17 protein-coding genes are annotated in these 18,968 nt (G+C 32.5%); all 17 read right to left on the bottom strand.

What is annotated here, in order from left to right; genetic code table 11:
- Nucleotides 1–661: 661 nt before the first annotated feature.
- Nucleotides 662–1,066, bottom strand: coding sequence for an SMI1/KNR4 family protein (locus tag BLP68_RS05315; RefSeq protein WP_091540917.1), 405 nt, complete (start codon nucleotides 1,064–1,066; stop codon nucleotides 662–664).
- An 18-nt stretch (nucleotides 1,067–1,084) separates the two neighbouring features.
- Nucleotides 1,085–1,669 (bottom strand): HNH/ENDO VII family nuclease, encoded by a 585-nt coding sequence (locus BLP68_RS05320; protein ID WP_091540918.1) that lies wholly within the window; start codon nucleotides 1,667–1,669, stop codon nucleotides 1,085–1,087.
- Nucleotides 1,666–4,926 carry an ATP-binding protein gene (locus BLP68_RS05325; RefSeq protein ID WP_091540921.1) on the bottom strand — a complete coding sequence of 1,087 codons (3,261 nt, stop codon included), beginning with the start codon at nucleotides 4,924–4,926 and terminating at the stop codon, nucleotides 1,666–1,668. Before BLP68_RS05325 ends, BLP68_RS05320 begins: the two co-directional genes overlap by 4 nt.
- A 12-nt stretch (nucleotides 4,927–4,938) precedes the next feature.
- Nucleotides 4,939–5,436: a hypothetical protein gene (locus BLP68_RS05330; RefSeq protein WP_091540922.1), complete on the bottom strand. Its 498-nt coding sequence runs from the start codon at nucleotides 5,434–5,436 to the stop codon at nucleotides 4,939–4,941.
- Between the two features lie 18 nt (nucleotides 5,437–5,454).
- Entirely contained in the window at nucleotides 5,455–7,755 is a 2,301-nt protein-coding gene (locus tag BLP68_RS05335; RefSeq protein WP_176758877.1) for a dynamin family protein, read from the bottom strand.
- Nucleotides 7,755–9,116 carry a dynamin family protein gene (locus BLP68_RS05340; RefSeq protein ID WP_091540927.1) on the bottom strand — a complete coding sequence of 454 codons (1,362 nt, stop codon included), beginning with the start codon at nucleotides 9,114–9,116 and terminating at the stop codon, nucleotides 7,755–7,757. The genes BLP68_RS05335 and BLP68_RS05340 overlap by 1 nt, the downstream gene beginning before the upstream one ends.
- Before the next feature lie 17 nt (nucleotides 9,117–9,133).
- Entirely contained in the window at nucleotides 9,134–10,057 is a 924-nt protein-coding gene (locus BLP68_RS05345; RefSeq protein ID WP_207647874.1) for a helix-turn-helix transcriptional regulator, read from the bottom strand.
- 174 nt (nucleotides 10,058–10,231) lie between these two features.
- Entirely contained in the window at nucleotides 10,232–10,810 is a 579-nt protein-coding gene (locus BLP68_RS05350; protein WP_091540932.1) for a GGDEF domain-containing protein, read from the bottom strand.
- 217 nt (nucleotides 10,811–11,027) lie between these two features.
- Nucleotides 11,028–11,171, bottom strand: coding sequence for an ADP-ribosylglycohydrolase family protein (locus BLP68_RS22430; protein WP_408606025.1), 144 nt, complete (start codon nucleotides 11,169–11,171; stop codon nucleotides 11,028–11,030).
- Entirely contained in the window at nucleotides 11,111–11,512 is a 402-nt protein-coding gene (locus BLP68_RS05355; RefSeq protein ID WP_242876909.1) for an ADP-ribosylglycohydrolase family protein, read from the bottom strand. Before BLP68_RS05355 ends, BLP68_RS22430 begins: the two co-directional genes overlap by 61 nt.
- Nucleotides 11,513–11,536: 24 nt before the next feature.
- Nucleotides 11,537–12,586: a 5-methylcytosine-specific restriction endonuclease system specificity protein McrC gene (mcrC, locus tag BLP68_RS05360; RefSeq protein WP_091540935.1), complete on the bottom strand. Its 1,050-nt coding sequence runs from the start codon at nucleotides 12,584–12,586 to the stop codon at nucleotides 11,537–11,539.
- Between the two features lie 5 nt (nucleotides 12,587–12,591).
- Nucleotides 12,592–15,324 carry an AAA family ATPase gene (locus tag BLP68_RS22075; RefSeq protein ID WP_091540938.1) on the bottom strand — a complete coding sequence of 911 codons (2,733 nt, stop codon included), beginning with the start codon at nucleotides 15,322–15,324 and terminating at the stop codon, nucleotides 12,592–12,594.
- Between the two features lie 13 nt (nucleotides 15,325–15,337).
- Complete coding sequence (locus BLP68_RS05370; protein ID WP_176758878.1) at nucleotides 15,338–15,955, bottom strand: hypothetical protein; 618 nt, start codon at nucleotides 15,953–15,955, stop codon at nucleotides 15,338–15,340.
- Between the two features lie 7 nt (nucleotides 15,956–15,962).
- Nucleotides 15,963–17,033, bottom strand: coding sequence for a hypothetical protein (locus BLP68_RS22080; RefSeq protein ID WP_242876910.1), 1,071 nt, complete (start codon nucleotides 17,031–17,033; stop codon nucleotides 15,963–15,965).
- A gap of 65 nt (nucleotides 17,034–17,098) precedes the next feature.
- The gene (locus BLP68_RS05385; protein WP_176758879.1) at nucleotides 17,099–17,866 is read right to left on the bottom strand and encodes a DUF2089 family protein; all 768 of its coding nucleotides are present in this window, start codon (nucleotides 17,864–17,866) and stop codon (nucleotides 17,099–17,101) included.
- A 164-nt stretch (nucleotides 17,867–18,030) separates the two neighbouring features.
- Entirely contained in the window at nucleotides 18,031–18,306 is a 276-nt protein-coding gene (locus BLP68_RS22085) for a hypothetical protein (RefSeq protein ID WP_242876911.1), read from the bottom strand.
- Nucleotides 18,303–18,860: a hypothetical protein gene (locus tag BLP68_RS05390; protein ID WP_242876912.1), complete on the bottom strand. Its 558-nt coding sequence runs from the start codon at nucleotides 18,858–18,860 to the stop codon at nucleotides 18,303–18,305. The genes BLP68_RS22085 and BLP68_RS05390 overlap by 4 nt, the downstream gene beginning before the upstream one ends.
- Nucleotides 18,861–18,968 lie beyond the last annotated feature (108 nt).

An 18,968-nucleotide genomic window follows, 5' to 3' on the forward strand; every position in this document is an offset into this window, starting at 1 on the left:
TTAACGCTTCAGCGCTATATTCTAAACATAAAATAATTATTTGCAAAACCAGTGAAATTACTATAGATAAACAGCTCGAAGGTTAATAGAAGATACTAAGGGTCTACAGACGCTAATCATAACTCCAACAGTGGTGCACATTTGCTAAAACAACTATCTTTCAAAGCACTTGAACTTTTAAGTTTTTTAAATCGCTCAATAATTTTGTTGTTTTTCATGGGAGCACTCCTTATATTAATATTAATATAGTTTATGCAATACTAAATATATCGCTCCTTTCTCCTACGTATACGTGTACAATTACCCCGTTGTCCCACCCGCACTTCATCGTATTGGTCTTTAATACGATTGCTAAAAGTTTGTGACCGATCCCAATGCAACAATTCAGAATTGATAAACCTACCCTTAATTCAAACCCATGACAATTTCGCAAAACTCTATATGCGAAATTTCTTCCCCCCCTCTAAAGAAAAATCCCCCAAACTATAGTCTGAGGGAACATATTGTACTATTCAATTTTCATAAAAACCCTTCCAGACCCACTACTCTTTCACCCTTGTTATCAATGTCACCGTCTCCACGTGGGTCTTGATAGAAAGATGATAATATTTCGCAGAATAAATAAGGGGTTTAATGGAGTTTCCCCCCTTCCCCCTTAAAATTATATTACACTATTATATGAGCTTAAATAATCACTTAAATTGTTATGAATTTTATTCATCTTGCCTGTTTCTCGAGCTTCAAAAACTTCTGATTTTTCATTTTGGAGTATTAATATGCCTTCAATTGCAATATTTTCTATAACATACATATTAGATGGTATATTAGGATTAAGCTCCCTTTCATTTAATGTAACATCCACCACATTAATTCTTGAGGATACATTTAGACCTGTCAACTCTATACCTTTAGCGCTTATAGCCCCAAAGTTTTCTAAATACATTTTATAATCAGCTGAAAAAACTAAATCTAATCTCTCTTCTGCGCTTTTAATCTCTATTTCTGATACTCCTTTTGAATGTCTTAAACCTTCTAGTTTTTTTATTACACTTATAATATTTTCCATAAGATTCACTCTCCTTATTTACTCACTCTCATTAGCTCTTATTTCCCAGTGATTAGATCTTTCTTTTGCAAATTCATTTCTATCTATTTCTGACTCCTTAGATTTATCATGTAAAATTTTATCATTACCTTTACCCCTATGTTCTTGAGTTGTCAGCTCAGCTAATGGACTGTCAGACTTTTGGCCAATATGATGTAGTTCAACAGTTTCTCCACTTTTGGTTATAGGTGGAAGTCCATTAGCCATACGCTCCCTATTAGTTTGTCCAAAGTCATCTTTTTGTTCAAGGTCAATATCGTTTCTTATTAAGCACTTCTTTCCATCGATTTCCGCTTCTTGTAACCCTGCATCCTTATATATCTTATATTCTTCCATAGACTCAATAGCATCAATAATTTCGTCAGACCAGCCTGTTTCTTCTTTAATTTTTTGTTTATCTTCATCAGTTAATCCTTTTTTCTCAGTGCTATCATTAGTGCAACTAAACGATAATGGCTTGTCTAATTCACTAATATCCATAGTCTTATTTGGCATTTCTTTAGCTAACTTAACTAATGAAGAATCTTGCCAATTTATTTCTGCAAATTTCATAAAAGCATTCATATCAATAGGCCTCCATTGTCGATTTCTTTTCTCCAAGCAGCATATATTTCAAGTTTATCTCCTCCTTGTTTTGAGTAGTCCTTCAATAAACAATGACATATAGCTATTATTATTTCATTAGTTAGCCCAATTGTGTGTTTTCTTACTATATCATATAGTTCATCTGTCAATAATTTGAAATTTTCCACTCTCTGAACTAAATTTTCTACAATAACCTTACAGTCAAGTAGCTCAGTAACCAGTTCAGCTAATTTATCAAAATGCTCATTTTTCCATACTGTCAGTTCACCTGTATTCAAGTATTCTCTCAACAAGAAATGTACACCTATTTTATTTTTAGTAGTAATATTTGCTTTTCCTAATAATTTGTTTAATTTATCTATATCAACATCAATTTTTTCAATAACCCGTCCCTTTAAGAGCAATTTTAGTAATTCATTAACAAATATATTATGATCCTCTTTTGTGTGTTCAAGAGATCTTGCATATTCATAGGGAATTTCTTTGCCATCAAATTTGTTTATTCTACACAAAACTGGCTCCAACCAGTCGTTTTGATAAACAACAGCAACTCCTCTTGGTAATTTTGCAATTTCATCCAATTGCTCATCTTTTAAAGCTGCTGATTTGCCCGCAAGTCGCCGATCAGACTCATCAGGTAATCTCATAATAATTTTCGTATTAGTATTCCTTATAGCAGAAATGTCTACAGCACTAGGTGACTGATCAGCTATGATAAAGCCTTCTCCATAGGTTCGCATCTCAGCTATGGCATTTGACAACATTTCTACTGATTTTCCTGCAACGTTAGAACCTTCTGGGTTTTGATCGTTAGATGTTCTCTTTAAAATATGGTGAGCTTCTTCTAAAACTGTAACATGTTTTAGCGTCTGATTCATACCTTCTGTAAATGCCATCCTGTGTTCATTCAACCTCATCACCAGAATGCCCATTATGAGAGATTTAGTTTCTAATGAGCCAACTCTACTTAAATCTACAATAACATTTTTATCAAATAAAACATTATTATCCACTTCGTCTGCAGAGAATATTTGTCCATTCAAACCATTAGTTAACGATTTTACTCTTGTTGCAAGTGAGCCTATATAGTTACTTTTTAACTCCTGTGAATATGCGGAGTTATCTATTACATTAATTAGCTCAATTTGCAAATCTTGAAAAGTAGGAAACAAATCATCTGAATATTTATTTTTAGACTCAACTAAATCCCATCCACATACCTCATATGCTTGTAGAACCGCATCTTTTAATACCGCAGGCATAGCGGCATACATAGGCCAACACACGCTAAATATTTCTATCAGACGGTCGATATGTTCTAGGATATGTATTTTAGGTGGAAATTTAAATGGATTAATTCTCAGCAAATCAGAGTATAGAGGATTAGTTCCAAATACAACTACATCTCGCCTATTACCAAATATATTTTTATATTCACCCTTAGCTGGTTCAATAATCAAGAAATTAATCCCAACAGTATCAAGTTGATCAAGTAATTCATAGACTGTATTACTTTTTCCTGAACCAGTAGAACCAGTAATAAAAGTATGCATAGATAAACTATTTCTATTAAGTCTTACTCTGTTACTACAGTCACTTCCCATGTTAAATACTTTGCCTAAGTTAATAGTATGGGTTGCTTTAACCCCATTATAGCTAACAACTTCCTTTCCAAAATCAGCATGTTCAATTACAGGAAAGCCACAAACTGATCTTCTTGGTAATCCCATGTGGAGTGCTAATTCATTTCCACTTACCAATGCACAAGGAGTTACTTGTATACTTCCTGCAGTGCTATTATAGGAAAAAATAGGATGGGCAAAATTTGTAACGTATTGTTTAATTAAGTTTGTTTTTATGCCATCAACTTTCCCCCAAGAATTGATAGCTGAAACTTCCACACCAGAGTTTTCTCCACGCATAAGTGCCTTATATGTAGAAGCTGCAATTTCAGCTGCATAAGAATTCTCTGATAAAAAATATGCAGCACATTCCCACATTCCCAAACTTTCAAACTCTTTTAATCTTTCTAGCTGTGTATCAATACGTTCTAAAGTATTTATTATTGTCTTGTCTTGCATCGTTAGCGCAATACTTTGAGATGTACCAGAAGCTATTCCTTTTGTATCTGTAGTCCCTTCATTCCTACTTTCATTTTCACCATAACTTTCTCCACTTGTCTCAGATTTGCTTTCACTGAAAGATGTACTAGATGATGTGCTATGTGTCTCAGTGTTTTGTAAGGCTGTACCGAGCAAACCTAATCCACCTGAAACAACACCTCCAATAGCTAAACTAGCACCTCCAGTAATTGGTGCAAGGGCAGCACTCACGATTCCCACAGCCGAAGCCAAGCCTTTTGTTGTTTTACTTCCCATTCCTTCCTTAGATATTGAATTAGAAACAGAATCACTTCTGGATTCACTAGAACTATATGTAGATGATTGGTTTTTTGTATATGAACTACCTTTTGTTAAACCCTCAGTAAATGATTGGGCTAAATTTATTGTATTATTATTTGAATAGCTTATTTGAGAATTTGCGAATGGTGACAAATGTGTATATATTTTCTCATAGTTTTTTCGTGTTTCCATCAACTGCTCTTGTGTTGTGCCATTTGCAACTATAATAGCTGTGTATCTTTCACCCTGCATTGATAGAGCAAGCTTTTCTAAGCCCTGCACAAAAGATTTATTTGCTTTATTTTCCTCATCTCTGCTATTAGCTACACATGATACTGCTGATATACTGTTCGCTTTTATTCTCCCCAATATATCATGCATTTCATCTTCAAGAAATTCTTGAGTTTTTATGCCAGGAAATTGGCCAAACATTGCATTTTTCAGTGTATCTTTTAAAGAGTTGGTAGTGCGTTCAGAGTCAAGTGAACGTATACCCAAATAAAAATCAGTTTTTTCTCCATTACTATCAATAATAATAAAAACAGCACAGTTCGTTGTTGAAAGTGCATTAAAAACACTGGCAAACTTGTAAGTAGAATATTCATCTTTTTCATATACCATTTCAGTAATTTTAAAAAATCTTACATTTTCAGCAATGTTTGATTTGAGTTCCTGCTCATCTAGAGGAACAACTTCTAGTTCTCTCAGTTTTGTTATATAATTTTTTAAAACTATATCATTAACTACTTGTAATGCATCTCGGAACTGCATATCTAAACTTTCATATCTTGGCAAAGAAACTGAATTACTACTATATTCTTTGATTTCATTCATGGATCTGTCCCCCTACTTATCAGTGATAATTAGCACTCCTCCAACAACCACAAATGCAACACCTGCTACTACAACAACTGACTTTGCAACAGTTATTCCTACCACTGTAGCTAGTACACCCCCAACCACCATACCTGTGCCAATTTGTTTCTGTGAAATCTGATTTCTATTTGAAGAAACTATTCGTTCCTTCTCGATTTTTTGAGCTCTCTCCCCATACAAATGTTTACATATACGTTTAAGTAGCTCAATTCTTACTTTTGAAAAATTATAAACAACCTGTATCATTTGTTCATCCATATAATTTTTAGTCCATAAGTCCACATCATATTTTAGAGCTTCTCCATCATGTTCTTCATACAAATCTAATAAATTCCCTTCAGACAAAGAAATCATCTGATTAAACTCTTCAAATGTAGGATCGACCACTAAGCTATCCTTTAGCATAATTCTAATCATAAGTGTATCATTATCTTTTACTGCTTGTTTAAACTCTTGAGTAATTGCCATTTCTATTTCCCTCCTTTATTAGATATCCAAAATAGATTCTATACGAGATTGTATATCCTGAAGCCACTCTAAACGTTTCTGCGTTTCTTTAATCATTGCTTCTACGTTTTTGCTATCCTTAGCACAGTGCTCTAATTCATGAAGTTTTTTGCTTAAAACTTCATCAAGTTCAACAAACTTTGATCTAAATGTGGTCTTTATGTAATTACTTTGTTCTTTTGCATATTTCATAGCATTATCACTGTTTTTAAATAATTGTTTTTGAATAGGTGCAAAGAATCTTTGTGTTAGCTCTGATGCATCAACATATTCTTTATTTTCATAAACATCTTTGTAGTAACCATCTTCATCAAACCATGTCCATGGTTTATACCATTTTTTATCTGAATTCTCCACCCATTTTTCCCCAACTTTAATTGATTCTGTTTTTGTTAAGTTGGTGATTAGGTTTTTTATATTTGCCATTGTCCCGCCATCTATTTCTCCATGTAATAATTCAAATGGATTTACTGTTACCGTACCTATTTCAATATCCTGTGCTAAGGCAGATATCCTTTCTTTGTATTGATCTAATAAGTCTTTTGCATTTTTCTCAACATAATCAGTAATTACCTTTTCTAGTTTAACTTGAACTTCTGCCTGTAAACCTTCCGCAAACTTTCCAAACACTTTGCACATGCTTTCCGCATCTCGCTGAGTAAGCTTAGAATCATCTTTTGAATTTTGAGATGAAATTTTCTTTTGTGCCTCCATAAGTATGGTGCTTGTAATAGACTTAATTTCCGAGTCATAATTAATTGCTTCAATTTTATCTTTAAATTTTTTAGCTTCTTGTCCATTTTTTAATTTTGCTTCAATAGCTTCTATTTGTGATAAAATCTCATTGCGTTTATTTTGATTTAAGGCTATTTCTTGTTTTGTATTCTCAAATGATCTTGCACTCTCCAGCTTTTTAGAAAAGGTATCTACGATGTTTTTGATTTTTGCTGTTTTTGCATACTTCGCAACATACATTTTAATAGATGATTCAATTGGAATTATTCCAGTATGAATAAGTGCTTCTGTATATTTATCATTGGAGTCCTTGGCTATAGCTAATTGAGATGTTATTTCACCTCGGACACTTGGTGTTAATGGTGCATAAGTTTCCAAGTGCAACTCTTCATTACGATTTAATTTCTTCACTTTTGTAATTGCTTCCATAATATTAGGGCTAATATCGTCATCCATAAAATTAATACTAGCTAAATCTACATTTTTCAGAGACGTTCTTATATCTAATGCAGGTAATGCTGCGGCAGGAAAAATATTTGGATTTTTGATTCCTTTATCCTCTAAATATTTTCGAACTTTTTGAATTGAACCAACAACACTATCTTCGCCTTGTTTAAAATCATCTAATTTATTAACTACAAATATGAATCTATCTTTTGACTGTTTACCTCCTACTCCCATACTATCTGCTACATGATTTAATAAATCATTATCATCATTAATTGCTAATTGAGTAGCATTAAGTATATATAAAACAACAGTTTTAGAGGATTCTGATAGCATTCTATACGTTGCTGCTTTATGCTCTGGATCTCTAGAGTTATTAGGACCAGGAGTATCTACTAATACCAGAGAAACATCATCTGCAGTAACAAAAGGAATATTTCCCTCAATACTTATGTTCGACACTATCGGGTTACTATTCAATTTATCCATAACTTCCAAACTAAGCTCCATATGAGTTTCTAATAAATCTCCATTTTTATCATATACAGTAGCTCTAAATGGATCTAAGTCCTTATCTTTAATTTTTGTAATAGTAGCTGTACATGCCTCCTGTTTTGCTGGCATAAGTTTTTGTCTAAGCAGCGCATTAATTAATGTAGATTTTCCTGCACTCATCGTTGCAACAACATTAACTTCAAAATCACTACTACTTGCCATTTCAAAGGCTCTCTTAACATCTGTCTGTTTCAATTCATCAAAAGGACCATTCTGAATATCATAAAAAATATCTTTAATAGCTTGTTCCTTATCTTTTACTTCCTTAGCCGGTCTATGATAACATATAATATCGATACCTTTTTCTTTCGCATCCTTGGTTACAGACAATAAATCTTCATAATCTAAAACAGTCCCATGAAAAGTAATTCTAAATTCTTTAGTATTACATTCTTCAACAAGAATTTTGGGCAACTCTTCTATCCACTCTTGTAATCTTCTATCATCTACATTTAATGCACTGTTTGCCTTAATAGGTTTGCCATCAATTTGAACTCTAGTTTCAACCTTGTATGGATTGTATTTAATAAATATTTCTCTCATTAGTATTCTGCCCCTTCCATAACGATTTGTTCTAAACAAAGTACTCCACATTTTACTAGCAAGTCATTAATTTGATAATTTTCATGTTTACTGTAATTTTTTATGGCCTTATTTAATGTATCCTCAGAGTAAAATTTCGAAAGATTATACTCGTCTTTTTTAAACTTCATTTGTAAAAATTTGTATTCATCTTCTTCGTCTTCGTTAAGGTCAATTCCATACATTTTCTTTTTTGCTAGTCCTCCCACATATGACGACACAGGACAAATAATCGGATTTTCCCACCCAATTTTATTTAAGTCTTTCTTTAAATTATTGATGCTTTCCTCAATTGAGTCCTCTGGAACTCTAAATCTATCTAGCTTATTCAGAACAAATATCAGTTTCTTTTTATCTACATTCTCATAAATAAACTGTAGATACTTTAAATCATCATCTGTCCCTGCATTTTCAGCATTTACTATGTAAACAATTTTATCATAATTTTCATTTAGAATACTCTCTTTTGTGATTTGAGCGTGATCATAGTTTTGTGATGAATTAACTCCAGGGGTGTCAATAATACATAATCTAGATGAGCCCTTTATCAATTGCCTAAAGTATGTAGAAGCAAATATTCTATTATCTTTGCTGTCAATATCATCAGTTAGTAAGTCTTTTTTACCTGCATTTAAGTTTAAATCATAATCAAATTTATAATTAAATCCATCCTCAAAGGGCTTATTATAAACAAAGTGTAACTTTGATGTGCATGCATCGTTCATAGTACGATTTACTGTCTTTCCAACTAGTGTGTTAATTAGTGTGGATTTTCCTGCACTCATGGTAGCTGTTGTCAAAATTGTCATTTGCTTTTGTCTTATATGCCTCTGGTTAATCTTCCAACATTTAACTTGATATTTAATTTTATCTAAATCTTGAATAGACTCTTCATCATTATAAAGATAGTTAAAAAACCTATCTAAATTTCTATGGTGTCTTTTATGACACATAAATTTAATATCATTTATTATGCTAGTGGCTTTATTAGGTTCCATCATAGCATTTATAAACAGACAGTCACAAATAAAAGCATATCTGTATGTAAAAAATTTGAAACCTTTAATTTTAAGTCCCATTACTCCTTTGCTCATCTTTTTTAATTCCTGAGTTCTATAAGTGTAGCTATCCTTGCTTACTCCTAAAAATACATTTTTATAATTATCTAAAGCTGATACAGAGAATTTATTTTTCGCGGAGTACTTATTTACAAAATATTCAAGAGCATTCAAATATTTTATTTTATATTTAATACTTTCTTCTATTATAGGATGGTCTTTTAAAAAGTGTGAAACGAACATCAAGTTTATATCAAACTCCATTTTTCTACCTCTCTCATTTAAATTTCCTTAACCATATCCCCCTGACTCCTTAACCACATATTAATTCCATTTCCATATACCTCAGCACTAATTGTATATACACCATTTTGCTGTGCAATAATTTCTGCAGTTGGTAATTTATCTAAAACAGCCTCAATAGATGGTCCAAGAAACTCAAATTTAACTTTTCTTAGTTCTCCGGAATACATAAATTGAACTCTCTTACGAAATTCTCCATCATTAAACTTATCTTTATATGGGATATTAAATTGTTGCTTTGTACCTTCTAAATCATTAATCCTATCGATTCGAAATACTGTAGGAAAATCTTTGCTTCCATCTGCCATATAAGCTATTAGATAAAAATAGTATTCAGAAAACATAATAGCAACGGGTTTAACTTCTCTCTCCTTCATAATGCCGTCTTGGCGTGTATATGTAAACTTTGTAATCTCACAATTTAAAATTAGTTGAGATAATTCCCAAAGTATAGAAAGTAGCTTTTTCCCATGTTTCAATGGTTCATAGTAGAGCTGCTCATTTTTTATTATTTGCTCGACTTTTTTACGGTCATTAGGTACTACCTGATTCAATAACTTATTGATAAGCCTATTTAGTTCTTCTTTACAAAATGCACGACTCTCTAATAATATTTTCAATATAGCCATTACTTCTTCGTTCGTAAGCCACTCTCGCTCAAACCGAACTAGAAAATAACCTTTTCTAGTCTTATCATATTTTATTGCAACTTCATTCTCTGTATAGTGATTTTCTGAAAGGTAGGCTCTTAGATCCTCTATATCTCGCTGTATTGTTTTTTGAGCAACTCCAAATTTTTCTGCAAGATCTCTTTTGCATAAAAGCTCTCCCTTATTTAAACCCTCATACATACTTAAAAGCCTAAAACCTTTGTTACCATTATAATCAAGACTAGTATTCAACTTATTCACCGCCTTATTTTCATCTTGAATCATTATATCTGGTTAAGACGGTCATTGATGGAATTTCGTTAGATTTCATCAGAACATACAGAATCCCATGTGTCCATCAATATTCACATATAATGCTGTTAAATTGTGGATATAACCTACACTATAAAACTTCGACAAAATCTTTTATAATCCTTTCCGTTTTTGCTGTTTTTCCCTATACATTTCACTATCTGCTAAGTGTATAAATTGATTAACATCTAAATCAGAACAACTATCATATTCATAGAAACCTATACTTAAGCTTATAGGAAAGATAAAGTTGCTCTCTTTGTTAAATCCTTCTATTGCCTTATAGACTCTTTTCCAAACTTCTTTAGCCTGTAATTTTGTAATACTAGTAAATACAATTATAAATTCATCTCCACCAAATCTAATAATAAAATCTTCTTTTCTAATGTTTGTAAGTAATATCTTGCTAAGTTCAACTAATAATTGATCCCCTGTACAATGTCCTAGTCTATCATTTACCAGTTTAAATCTATCAATATCAATAAAAGCAATAGTTGTGTTTGTATTATCTCTTAAATTTTTTTTCATTTCATCTTTGAGTTTCTTTATGCCTTCACACTTATTTAGAAAGCCAGTCATTTGATCTATAGAAGCTTGTTTTTTCAATGCATTTATCTCTTGGTTTAACTGTAAAATTTCTCTTTCTTTTTCTTTCAATAATATACAGTTTGATCTTTTACACTCTTGCCCCATATTGAATCTCCCCTCGCAACCCAATCTTATATGTAATCCTATGTCTCATTATATATGGTGATAAAGGACACATATTGTCCATGTATCCAACTTTCCTTAAGTTTTTTCAATAAAAAAACCGGCTAAGATAATTTTTTATCCCAACCAGCATATTTGTTATTTATTCTATTTATATTGAATACATTATCTCTAGAAATCTCTTAATGTAAGGTTCAAATCATCTACGATTAAATGCGAAATCCGATAATTTAAATAGCTTATTTCCTATGTCAACTATCAGCTCTTTTAATTGAACCACCTTTATCCATTCTTTAGGCAAGGCATCAATGCCATAACATGCCCCAAGAATATTTCCACAAATAGAACCTGTAGAGTCACTATCCCCATCATGCTTCTGGTTTGTGTATAGTACCAGCGAAGATAAGATTGATATGTACCACTTCCTGCGTAAGTTCCAATTCCTCTACGACTACAACGATGATATGCCCACATCATCCCATCAGCAGTAAACAGGGTCATCTGAGTATCATCAGAGATAAGAGCCTTACCAGTTACCATGTCAATCTCTAAGTCAGTTATGCCTAACTCTCCATATTTAGATTTGATTTCATCTAGTTTCATAAACTCCACTGTATAGCCTAGGGCATCCCCTATAGCTCCTCCAAGCAATGATGCTGCGAATAAGTCTTTTTTATTTCTCAAAGTTGGCACCTCCTAATTACTAGGTTAAACAACAAGAGATAATAACCTAGCAGATACATCTTCCCACTCTGCATCCAGATTTAGAGTTCTTATGCCAATACTTTTTCCCATAATTGGGAAGTTAGCATTGATTTCTTTTTCAATCGTTGGATATAACAGCATTCCCTTTACATTACCAGTAAAATTGCTATTGTTAACGTACGCCAAGATTTGAAACAAATGCCCAGTACGAACCTTTTCAATATCTGTCCAGTTGCTTGAGACAAGTGTCTGTGCATAATACTTGGTATCGATTATTAGCTGTGCATTTTTAACTTTATTTTCAATTACTATATCTGTTCTCATTTCTGGAAGCAAAGATAGATCTTCCTCGCAGATTTCCTCATCTAAGTTCCATTTCAATCTAGGGGCATGAACATTATATATTGCTTCTTTTAAATGGGTACGAAAAAAGTTCAATACAAATTTTTCATATAGTTTTGCCATTTGATTGTCCCTTACGAAGTCTGAAAAAGAAAACTCATTCTCCTCCTCATTAGTGATTAAACCTTGATATATTAATTGACTAATATTTATTAACATCCTGTAGTGGTAATTATTTCTGTTGTATCTAAGAGAAGCAAACAATGCTTTAGAAAGTCGAACTTCATTTATATCTGAAAAATACAGACGCATTCTCAATAGCTTATTCTTTAGAGTAGTGTCTAGGCTCGGTGATTTTACTAATATATTAATAGTTGTCTTTACAATCTGATTTAGCTTAATATCTTCTGAAAAATAATCGTACTGACATATCATCCTACCATTAAGAAAAGTCTGCTCCTTAATTGAATCTGATATATTAATCTTTCCTTTGATAGTTGATACTGCTTCTTTCTCTTGAATATAATATCTATTCAATCCTCTTTTTATTAAACTGCTTGTCCCGTTTATATAAATTCTAGCAAATAGATTGTAAATATTGTCAAACTTTTCGCTACCTAAAAGGATGCTATCTGATTGATCTAGCACATTCCATGCATAGCAAAGCATATAATATATATTTTTTATTGGTATTTTAGGACTATTACTCATATCTATCACCTTAGTAACTCGTCAACATAGTTCTTTGCCTTTTCTTCTTCATCAAACCAATATTCTCTTATAAGTGGTTGTATCTCATACTTAATAACATCTTCGTACCATTTATCCGAATTAATAAAATTACAGAAATAACTGTGGCCAATTCTAAAACCTTTTCCTAAATTAACATCTTTCACTATTTCTAGGTTTATACTACCTATCTTTGTCTTTATCTTATTTACTAGTTCTTCACTAGCCCCTTGTTCTATAAGATGGTTTTTAAATGCTTCTGTTTCGAATGCTGGTTCTAGTTCAAAGAAGCAAAATCTTCTTCTCAGTGCATAATCAATTATTGCTAAACTTCTATCAGCCGTATTCATCATGCCAATAATATACAGGTTCTCTGGTACGTAGAAAGGACTATCCGAGTATGTGAGTGTTAATTCTTCTCCACGTTTATCACTTTCTATCAGCATCATCAGTTCCCCAAATACTTTACTCATATTACCTCGGTTTATCTCATCAATAATGAAATAGTAATCTTCATCTGGATTTTCTGATGCCAGTTTACAGAATTGGTAGAAAGGTCCTTCTTTTAGTTCAAAGCCCATTCCATTGGGCCTGTATCCTATTATAAAGTCTTCATATGCATAACTTTGATGGAATTGTAGCATCTTTATTCTTGATGCATCCTCTTTTCCCATCATGGAATAAGCTAGTCTCTTAGCTGCAAAGGTCTTACCAACCCCTGGTGCTCCTTGTAAGATTAAGTTCTTCTTTCTTATTAATAATGATTTTATAGTTTCATAGGTTTCTTCTGTAATGAAAACTTGTGATAAAAAGTCTGCTTTTGTATAAGGTTTATATTCCTCTTGAGGTGGAAGTTCGATTTGTGGAGGCGTTATCCCTGTTTTAATTTCAATTTTCCCACTCCATGCTTTATACGATAATTCAGGAAAAGAGTGGACAGGATAATCCTCCTCATTAAACTTTTCTTTCATCAACTCTACAAGTGCGATATAGTCTGCACCAGCACACATTTTCTTTTGAGAGTTACGTGGTACCTTTATTTTTAACTTCTCTACCAAACTCGTTCTTGTATTATTATCTAGGGTTAAGTAATCCCACGGCCTAATCCAATATAATCCAAATGTGATGTTCCACTGAATACCATGCTGTTTAATTACTTTATCGTATATTTCTATAAAAGAGCTTTTATTTTCTACTGTATAGTTTTCAGCTAAGTTAATAGCATATTCAAACAGCTGCCATAGATTATCTATATCATTTTCTTCTCTATGATTCTCATCACCAAAGAACCATGACTTCATATTGTTTAGCACAGGAATGCCATCAAACGAGGTAGGAACTTCCTCTTCTACTCCAAGAAACTCAGACATTTCTTTCATTATTAATATTCTATTCTGATTTGTAATCCCTTTATTAAATAGTCCAAACACTGTAAAGGGGCAAACGTCAGTTAAAACTTCCTCTGTACCATCTGATGACTTTTTCATTAAAGGATTGTTCATATCAATTTTATTAAAAATTCCATTAATACCACTCATTAATTCAGAACGCTTGTCCTTATACTTAAGCAGTGCTTTTGCAGTTTCTTCATAAAACTCTGTCCATTCATATTTGTTACTTTCCAAGCCCCCATATTTATCTTTCCAGTAAGGGTCATTAAGAAATCTATCAATATCTTGATTACCTTTATTAAACGTAAAGTCTATCAGGCTTTTATACATCCATCCGTCTTTCTCATCTATTCTCCAAATAGTATTTCTACTAGTAAAAAAGTACCATTCTCTAAGGGGATTAACCAGTTCCCATTTAACAAATATCTTATGTCCATCATTAGAGTTGTTAGTCACAACCCCTATAGATTTAATTCCCATGACAGAGACACTGTGCCCTTGATTATCAAATGGCAGATTGTTTTTCCTAGTATAAGAGGCCTTTATTGCAATCCTGTCACCTGGCTTAATAGAGTTTACAAGTTCAGTATATTTATCATCATAGCCATTTTCCCATATCCCCTCATCTACGAATCGTTGCGTTTGATCCACATCATTTATAACAGCTCCAACAAACCAAGCTACTATACTTGTAGAAGTTCTTTCCATTAAAAACTCGCTGTACTTTGCCATTACTGCCGAGAGTTGATTATTTCCATATTTTTTATTGACCCTTGGAAAATCTTTATTTTCTCTTATTAGCTCTTCAATCTTTGTAAATTGGTTAAATGAGTCAATAGTAAACAAATCACTATTATCCAATGTAAGATTTTCAATTTCACTACATGCCTTTGAAAGAGTATATATATAACCTTTTATAGTAACCTGCGAGTATGGTCTCCCATTTTTTTGAACTTGTTTGCTCATCCATTCTGCAAATTCTTCTTTCAAATCATTTTCTTTCATCACATTTTCCTCCACAAAATCATTAGTATTATTTCTATTAGCCAATATATTGCACTCAATAAATTGCTTATATAAAAGTAAAGCAGAGCTCCATCTCCTGTTACACGAAATGTTCTTCTCATTATATAACTCTGATGAGTCCAGCAAATCACAGACTCTGCTTAAGACTTTACTATTATTAATTTCATATATATCTTGTTGAATAATCTTTTCACTCATTGCCCAAGTAGAGACAGCTGTTATTGCTGACCCATATGATTTTCGAGTCCCCTCAGCTAAATTTTTATTATCTTTTAACCATTTCTCAAATAATTCTCTCCCCAAGATATCCTCCCCCTTAACCTATATCTTCTCCTATGTACTTCTTCATAATTTTTATTAATCCATTCCAGTATGGTGGGTAATCATTACTTCCATTCTTACTGATTTTTTCACGGTTAGGAAATTTAATAATTAGATGCCACTGAGTTCCATCGCATATATTATTCTCGTAGTAACTATCCCTCCAACATGATACATCCAGAGCTGCTATTTCCTCTGTAAAAGTAATCCATTGTTCTGGTGGTAATGGGACTTCTTTTAATAAAATATCTGGGTGAAAATTAATTTCATTTTTAGGGTGCTTTAAATCCGCTGCCATTCCACCTGGGGTCTTAGCATATCTAATTAATTTGCTTTTTCTCTTCCCATTGATATATACAAAATAGGACTCTCCAAAATATCCGCCTACATAGAATTCTAATGATGTCATTCCTAGCATGCTAAATGTCTCATTAACACCAAAGTCTTGTCCACATGTTTTACAGTGTCTAGTTGGATCGTTGTCCGAAACACAACACCCTCCTAACACTGTTTCCCCACGTTCCACTAATTCAAAAGCTTCATACGATGGCATGCCATATAAAATTTTAACCGTTTCAGTTGATCCACAAGCTGGGCATTTTTTCTTTGGCATAGCAATATCACCCCATTGTCCTTTGTAATGCACCATTTGGTGTAGGTATATTATCACTGTCTATTTCTTTAATCAGACAGTAATGTTCCAAAAACTCTTTTGCAAATCTCTCCTCGGAAGTTCCTTTCTTTATTTCACAAATTTTCTTAAGTACTTGAGATGCTTGTATATCTGTTATGTATCTATGTAATCCACTTCCAAATACAATCTTCTCTGGCTTATTAGGATTAAAATAATAATCCCAAAACTTCAACTTTATGGCTTCATCAAGAGATAGTTGTAATCTATATTTGGGGTTTGCTCCTACATATCCTTCTTCTCGACTATCTCCTTCATGGTTTTCATCAATTAAAAATACAGCAAAGATAAATCTATCGCTATCATCAGTATAGGGAAGCTTAGAGGTCAGTAGTGCTAAACTATTAGCTTTCACATTTCTCAGTGACATAGGTTTTCCTTTCTCATCACCATTCTGTGTTACCCCTGCCCCGGCATTCCATATTTCAAGCATTTGGCTCTCATAACAAACAGATTTGCTGAATTCAAATTTTGTTTCATCGTAAAACTTAGCAATTTCATCTCTTGATATTTCACCATTTAAATATTTAAAACACATATTTTCTGGTTGACTACACCAAATATGTTTTGCTACTTTTATATTGTATTTAATTGTTTCGTCACTACATACACCTTTATAACCAACTACTTCGTTGTTTTTCCCACCATCACAATAATTACACTTAAAGGCAATATTATTTCTATCTGAATATTTTGTAGTAGATGCCTTTGTTTTACTGGAACTACCCATATTTTTTTCATTCTTTTTTACCTTAGCACTTTCCTCATTAACTTTCTTTATCTCTGCTTCTTTCTGTGCAATCTCAATTTTAACTTCTTCAATTTCTTTTAATAGGGCTGTATTTTCCAATTCCAAAAACTGTCCAAAAGCCGCTGGGAAAACAAACTTCTTTTCCGCCCCAGTTTCGTCAAATAATACTACTACATAATTTTGTTCAAATTCTATTATTTTTCCCTTACCAAAAACTTTATGTATAGCAATTTCACCACAAAGATTCAAATATATCCCCCCTATAATAGTTAAATTAATCCAAATGAAACATCACTATGAGCAGTATATTAAACCTACGTAGTAGCTCCATCTATAAACATAGGATTTATTGTTAAATATCCTCTTTCATTATTACAAATGCCTGCCCAGTCAAGTACTGCACAGATAACAAATCCTGGTCCAAATGCAGTTTCGCCTTCCTGTGCTCCATGCACTTTATGAGCAATATAGCCCTCAACAGAATCTAAAGATAAGTCATCACTACCAAGCTTTGCCCCTGAACGGGCTTTGCCTTTTACAGCTTTACCATTGTTTTTAAGTACCACTTCTACAGCAGCATCAAATGCTTCCCAAGTCAGTTGATTTGCTAGCGGAATTTTAGGTGAAACTAACCCTTTTCCATTTATATCAAACCTTATATCACAAGGGTCACCCTGTAATAATCTGATGGTGGTTTTACCTCCACAGTCGTTCAGCTTTTCTTTAATCTTTGCAATTACCGAACTATCACTACATTCTATTGGTACAAAACTCAATGTGGGCGCATCTGGAACCTCTTCCTTTTTATCTTTTATATCATCTATTCCTAACTTCATTACAATTTCAGCAATCTTCTTTTTAACAGCAGGATAAGACATACCCTTTTGTATTTGTACAGTCTTAAAATTTCCTTGATATCTTAGAAAAGTCATCACAAAGTCTAGTTCATCAACCGTAAGGTAATCAAACCTACTAAGTCCAAAATCTCCTGTTAATTCTAAGTTGCATTTCTTACAACTAAGATGAGTGGCTATTAGTTTATCACTACACCTTGGGCAATGACCTACAAGCTCCTTATCCATAATTATCCCTCCATTTATTACCATTGTATTTTAGTTTATTATTTATGTCAATGTAGTATATAATATATTTAATGACTACTTTTACTTTTATACATACTTTTCCTAAAAAAACAGTTGAGATACTTAGCCTCAACTGTTAATATTTTGTCTTTAACTTATTTAATTTAATTTAACGCTGGTAGAGTTTTTTGTAAATACTCTTGCCAATAATCATCGTCACCTTCTAGCCTGTGAATCCAGTGATACATCATTAATATCTCAAACCCTTGCTTTTTCCCTTTAGTATAAGGTTTCTTTGGCATTCTCCTATATAATGAATCAAGATTAAATAGATTACTTTTTTGCTTTATGTCATAATCATACTTCCTAAAATTATAACTACTTTTCTTTCTATGTGTAGCTGGCCATAACTCTTCATGGTCATAGAAATGTTCTGTCATTTATATACAAAGGCCCATACATTTACTTGATATTTGCTCCATGTTGATTCTATCCACTGATTTATTTCATCAGATATAAAAACACTTTCCTTTTTTATCTCTCTTTGACTCATCACTCGATGATAATCCTTTATAAACAAAAATAGTATCTCGGTTTGGTCTTTGATAAAAGGAAATTTCTTTACAAGTTTTGAATAACAATCATATGATAAGCTTCTAAATTCCTTATCAGAATCATAGAGGAAAAAGAATTCATCTTCTTTTAAGATGTTTCCAATATACCGGTTGATTTGCTTTCCATACTCTGAATATATTCTTGCAAGCCATTCCCTTATCTCCTCATCATATTCCTTCAGCTGTTGACTATATTTATATAGCTTTTCATTCTGAAGAACTGTTCTCTCTTCTGCCTCAGTAATATTAAGATAGTTATTAAAGTATTCGAAAACATAATTAACACAAAGTCTCATGTTTTCATTTCGTTCGTCAATATTAAATTCATTAATTTTATCTTCCTTTTTTCTTTTAGCTACATATTCTTCAATAGTTAGCACTATATCACCTACGCTATTCATTTGATATAATTACATTATCGTCAAACTTCTAAGACTCTAAATATATTGCAAACAAAAAATCCGGTTAGGTTGGTGTGTACCTTGACC

The sequence above is a fragment of the Alkaliphilus peptidifermentans DSM 18978 genome, assembly GCF_900101495.1.
GTDB lineage: Bacteria > Bacillota > Clostridia > Peptostreptococcales > Natronincolaceae > Alkaliphilus_C > Alkaliphilus_C peptidifermentans.

Excerpts from the sequence above, each read along its gene's own strand:
- BLP68_RS05385 (WP_176758879.1), bottom strand. The coding sequence starts at position 17,866 with ATGGATAAGGAGCTTGTAGGTCATTGCCCAAGGTGTAGTGATAAACTA.
- BLP68_RS05350 (WP_091540932.1), bottom strand. The coding sequence starts at position 10,810 with ATGGGGCAAGAGTGTAAAAGATCAAACTGTATATTATTGAAAGAAAAA.
- BLP68_RS05370 (WP_176758878.1), bottom strand. The coding sequence starts at position 15,955 with ATGCCAAAGAAAAAATGCCCAGCTTGTGGATCAACTGAAACGGTTAAA.
- BLP68_RS05315 (WP_091540917.1), bottom strand. The coding sequence starts at position 1,066 with ATGGAAAATATTATAAGTGTAATAAAAAAACTAGAAGGTTTAAGACAT.
- BLP68_RS22085 (WP_242876911.1), bottom strand. The coding sequence starts at position 18,306 with ATGACAGAACATTTCTATGACCATGAAGAGTTATGGCCAGCTACACAT.
- mcrC (WP_091540935.1), bottom strand. The coding sequence starts at position 12,586 with ATGAGTAATAGTCCTAAAATACCAATAAAAAATATATATTATATGCTT.
- BLP68_RS05335 (WP_176758877.1), bottom strand. The coding sequence starts at position 7,755 with ATGAGAGAAATATTTATTAAATACAATCCATACAAGGTTGAAACTAGA.
- BLP68_RS05325 (WP_091540921.1), bottom strand. The coding sequence starts at position 4,926 with ATGAATGAAATCAAAGAATATAGTAGTAATTCAGTTTCTTTGCCAAGA.
- BLP68_RS05320 (WP_091540918.1), bottom strand. The coding sequence starts at position 1,669 with ATGAATGCTTTTATGAAATTTGCAGAAATAAATTGGCAAGATTCTTCA.
- BLP68_RS05340 (WP_091540927.1), bottom strand. The coding sequence starts at position 9,116 with ATGGAGTTTGATATAAACTTGATGTTCGTTTCACACTTTTTAAAAGAC.
- BLP68_RS05330 (WP_091540922.1), bottom strand. The coding sequence starts at position 5,436 with ATGGCAATTACTCAAGAGTTTAAACAAGCAGTAAAAGATAATGATACA.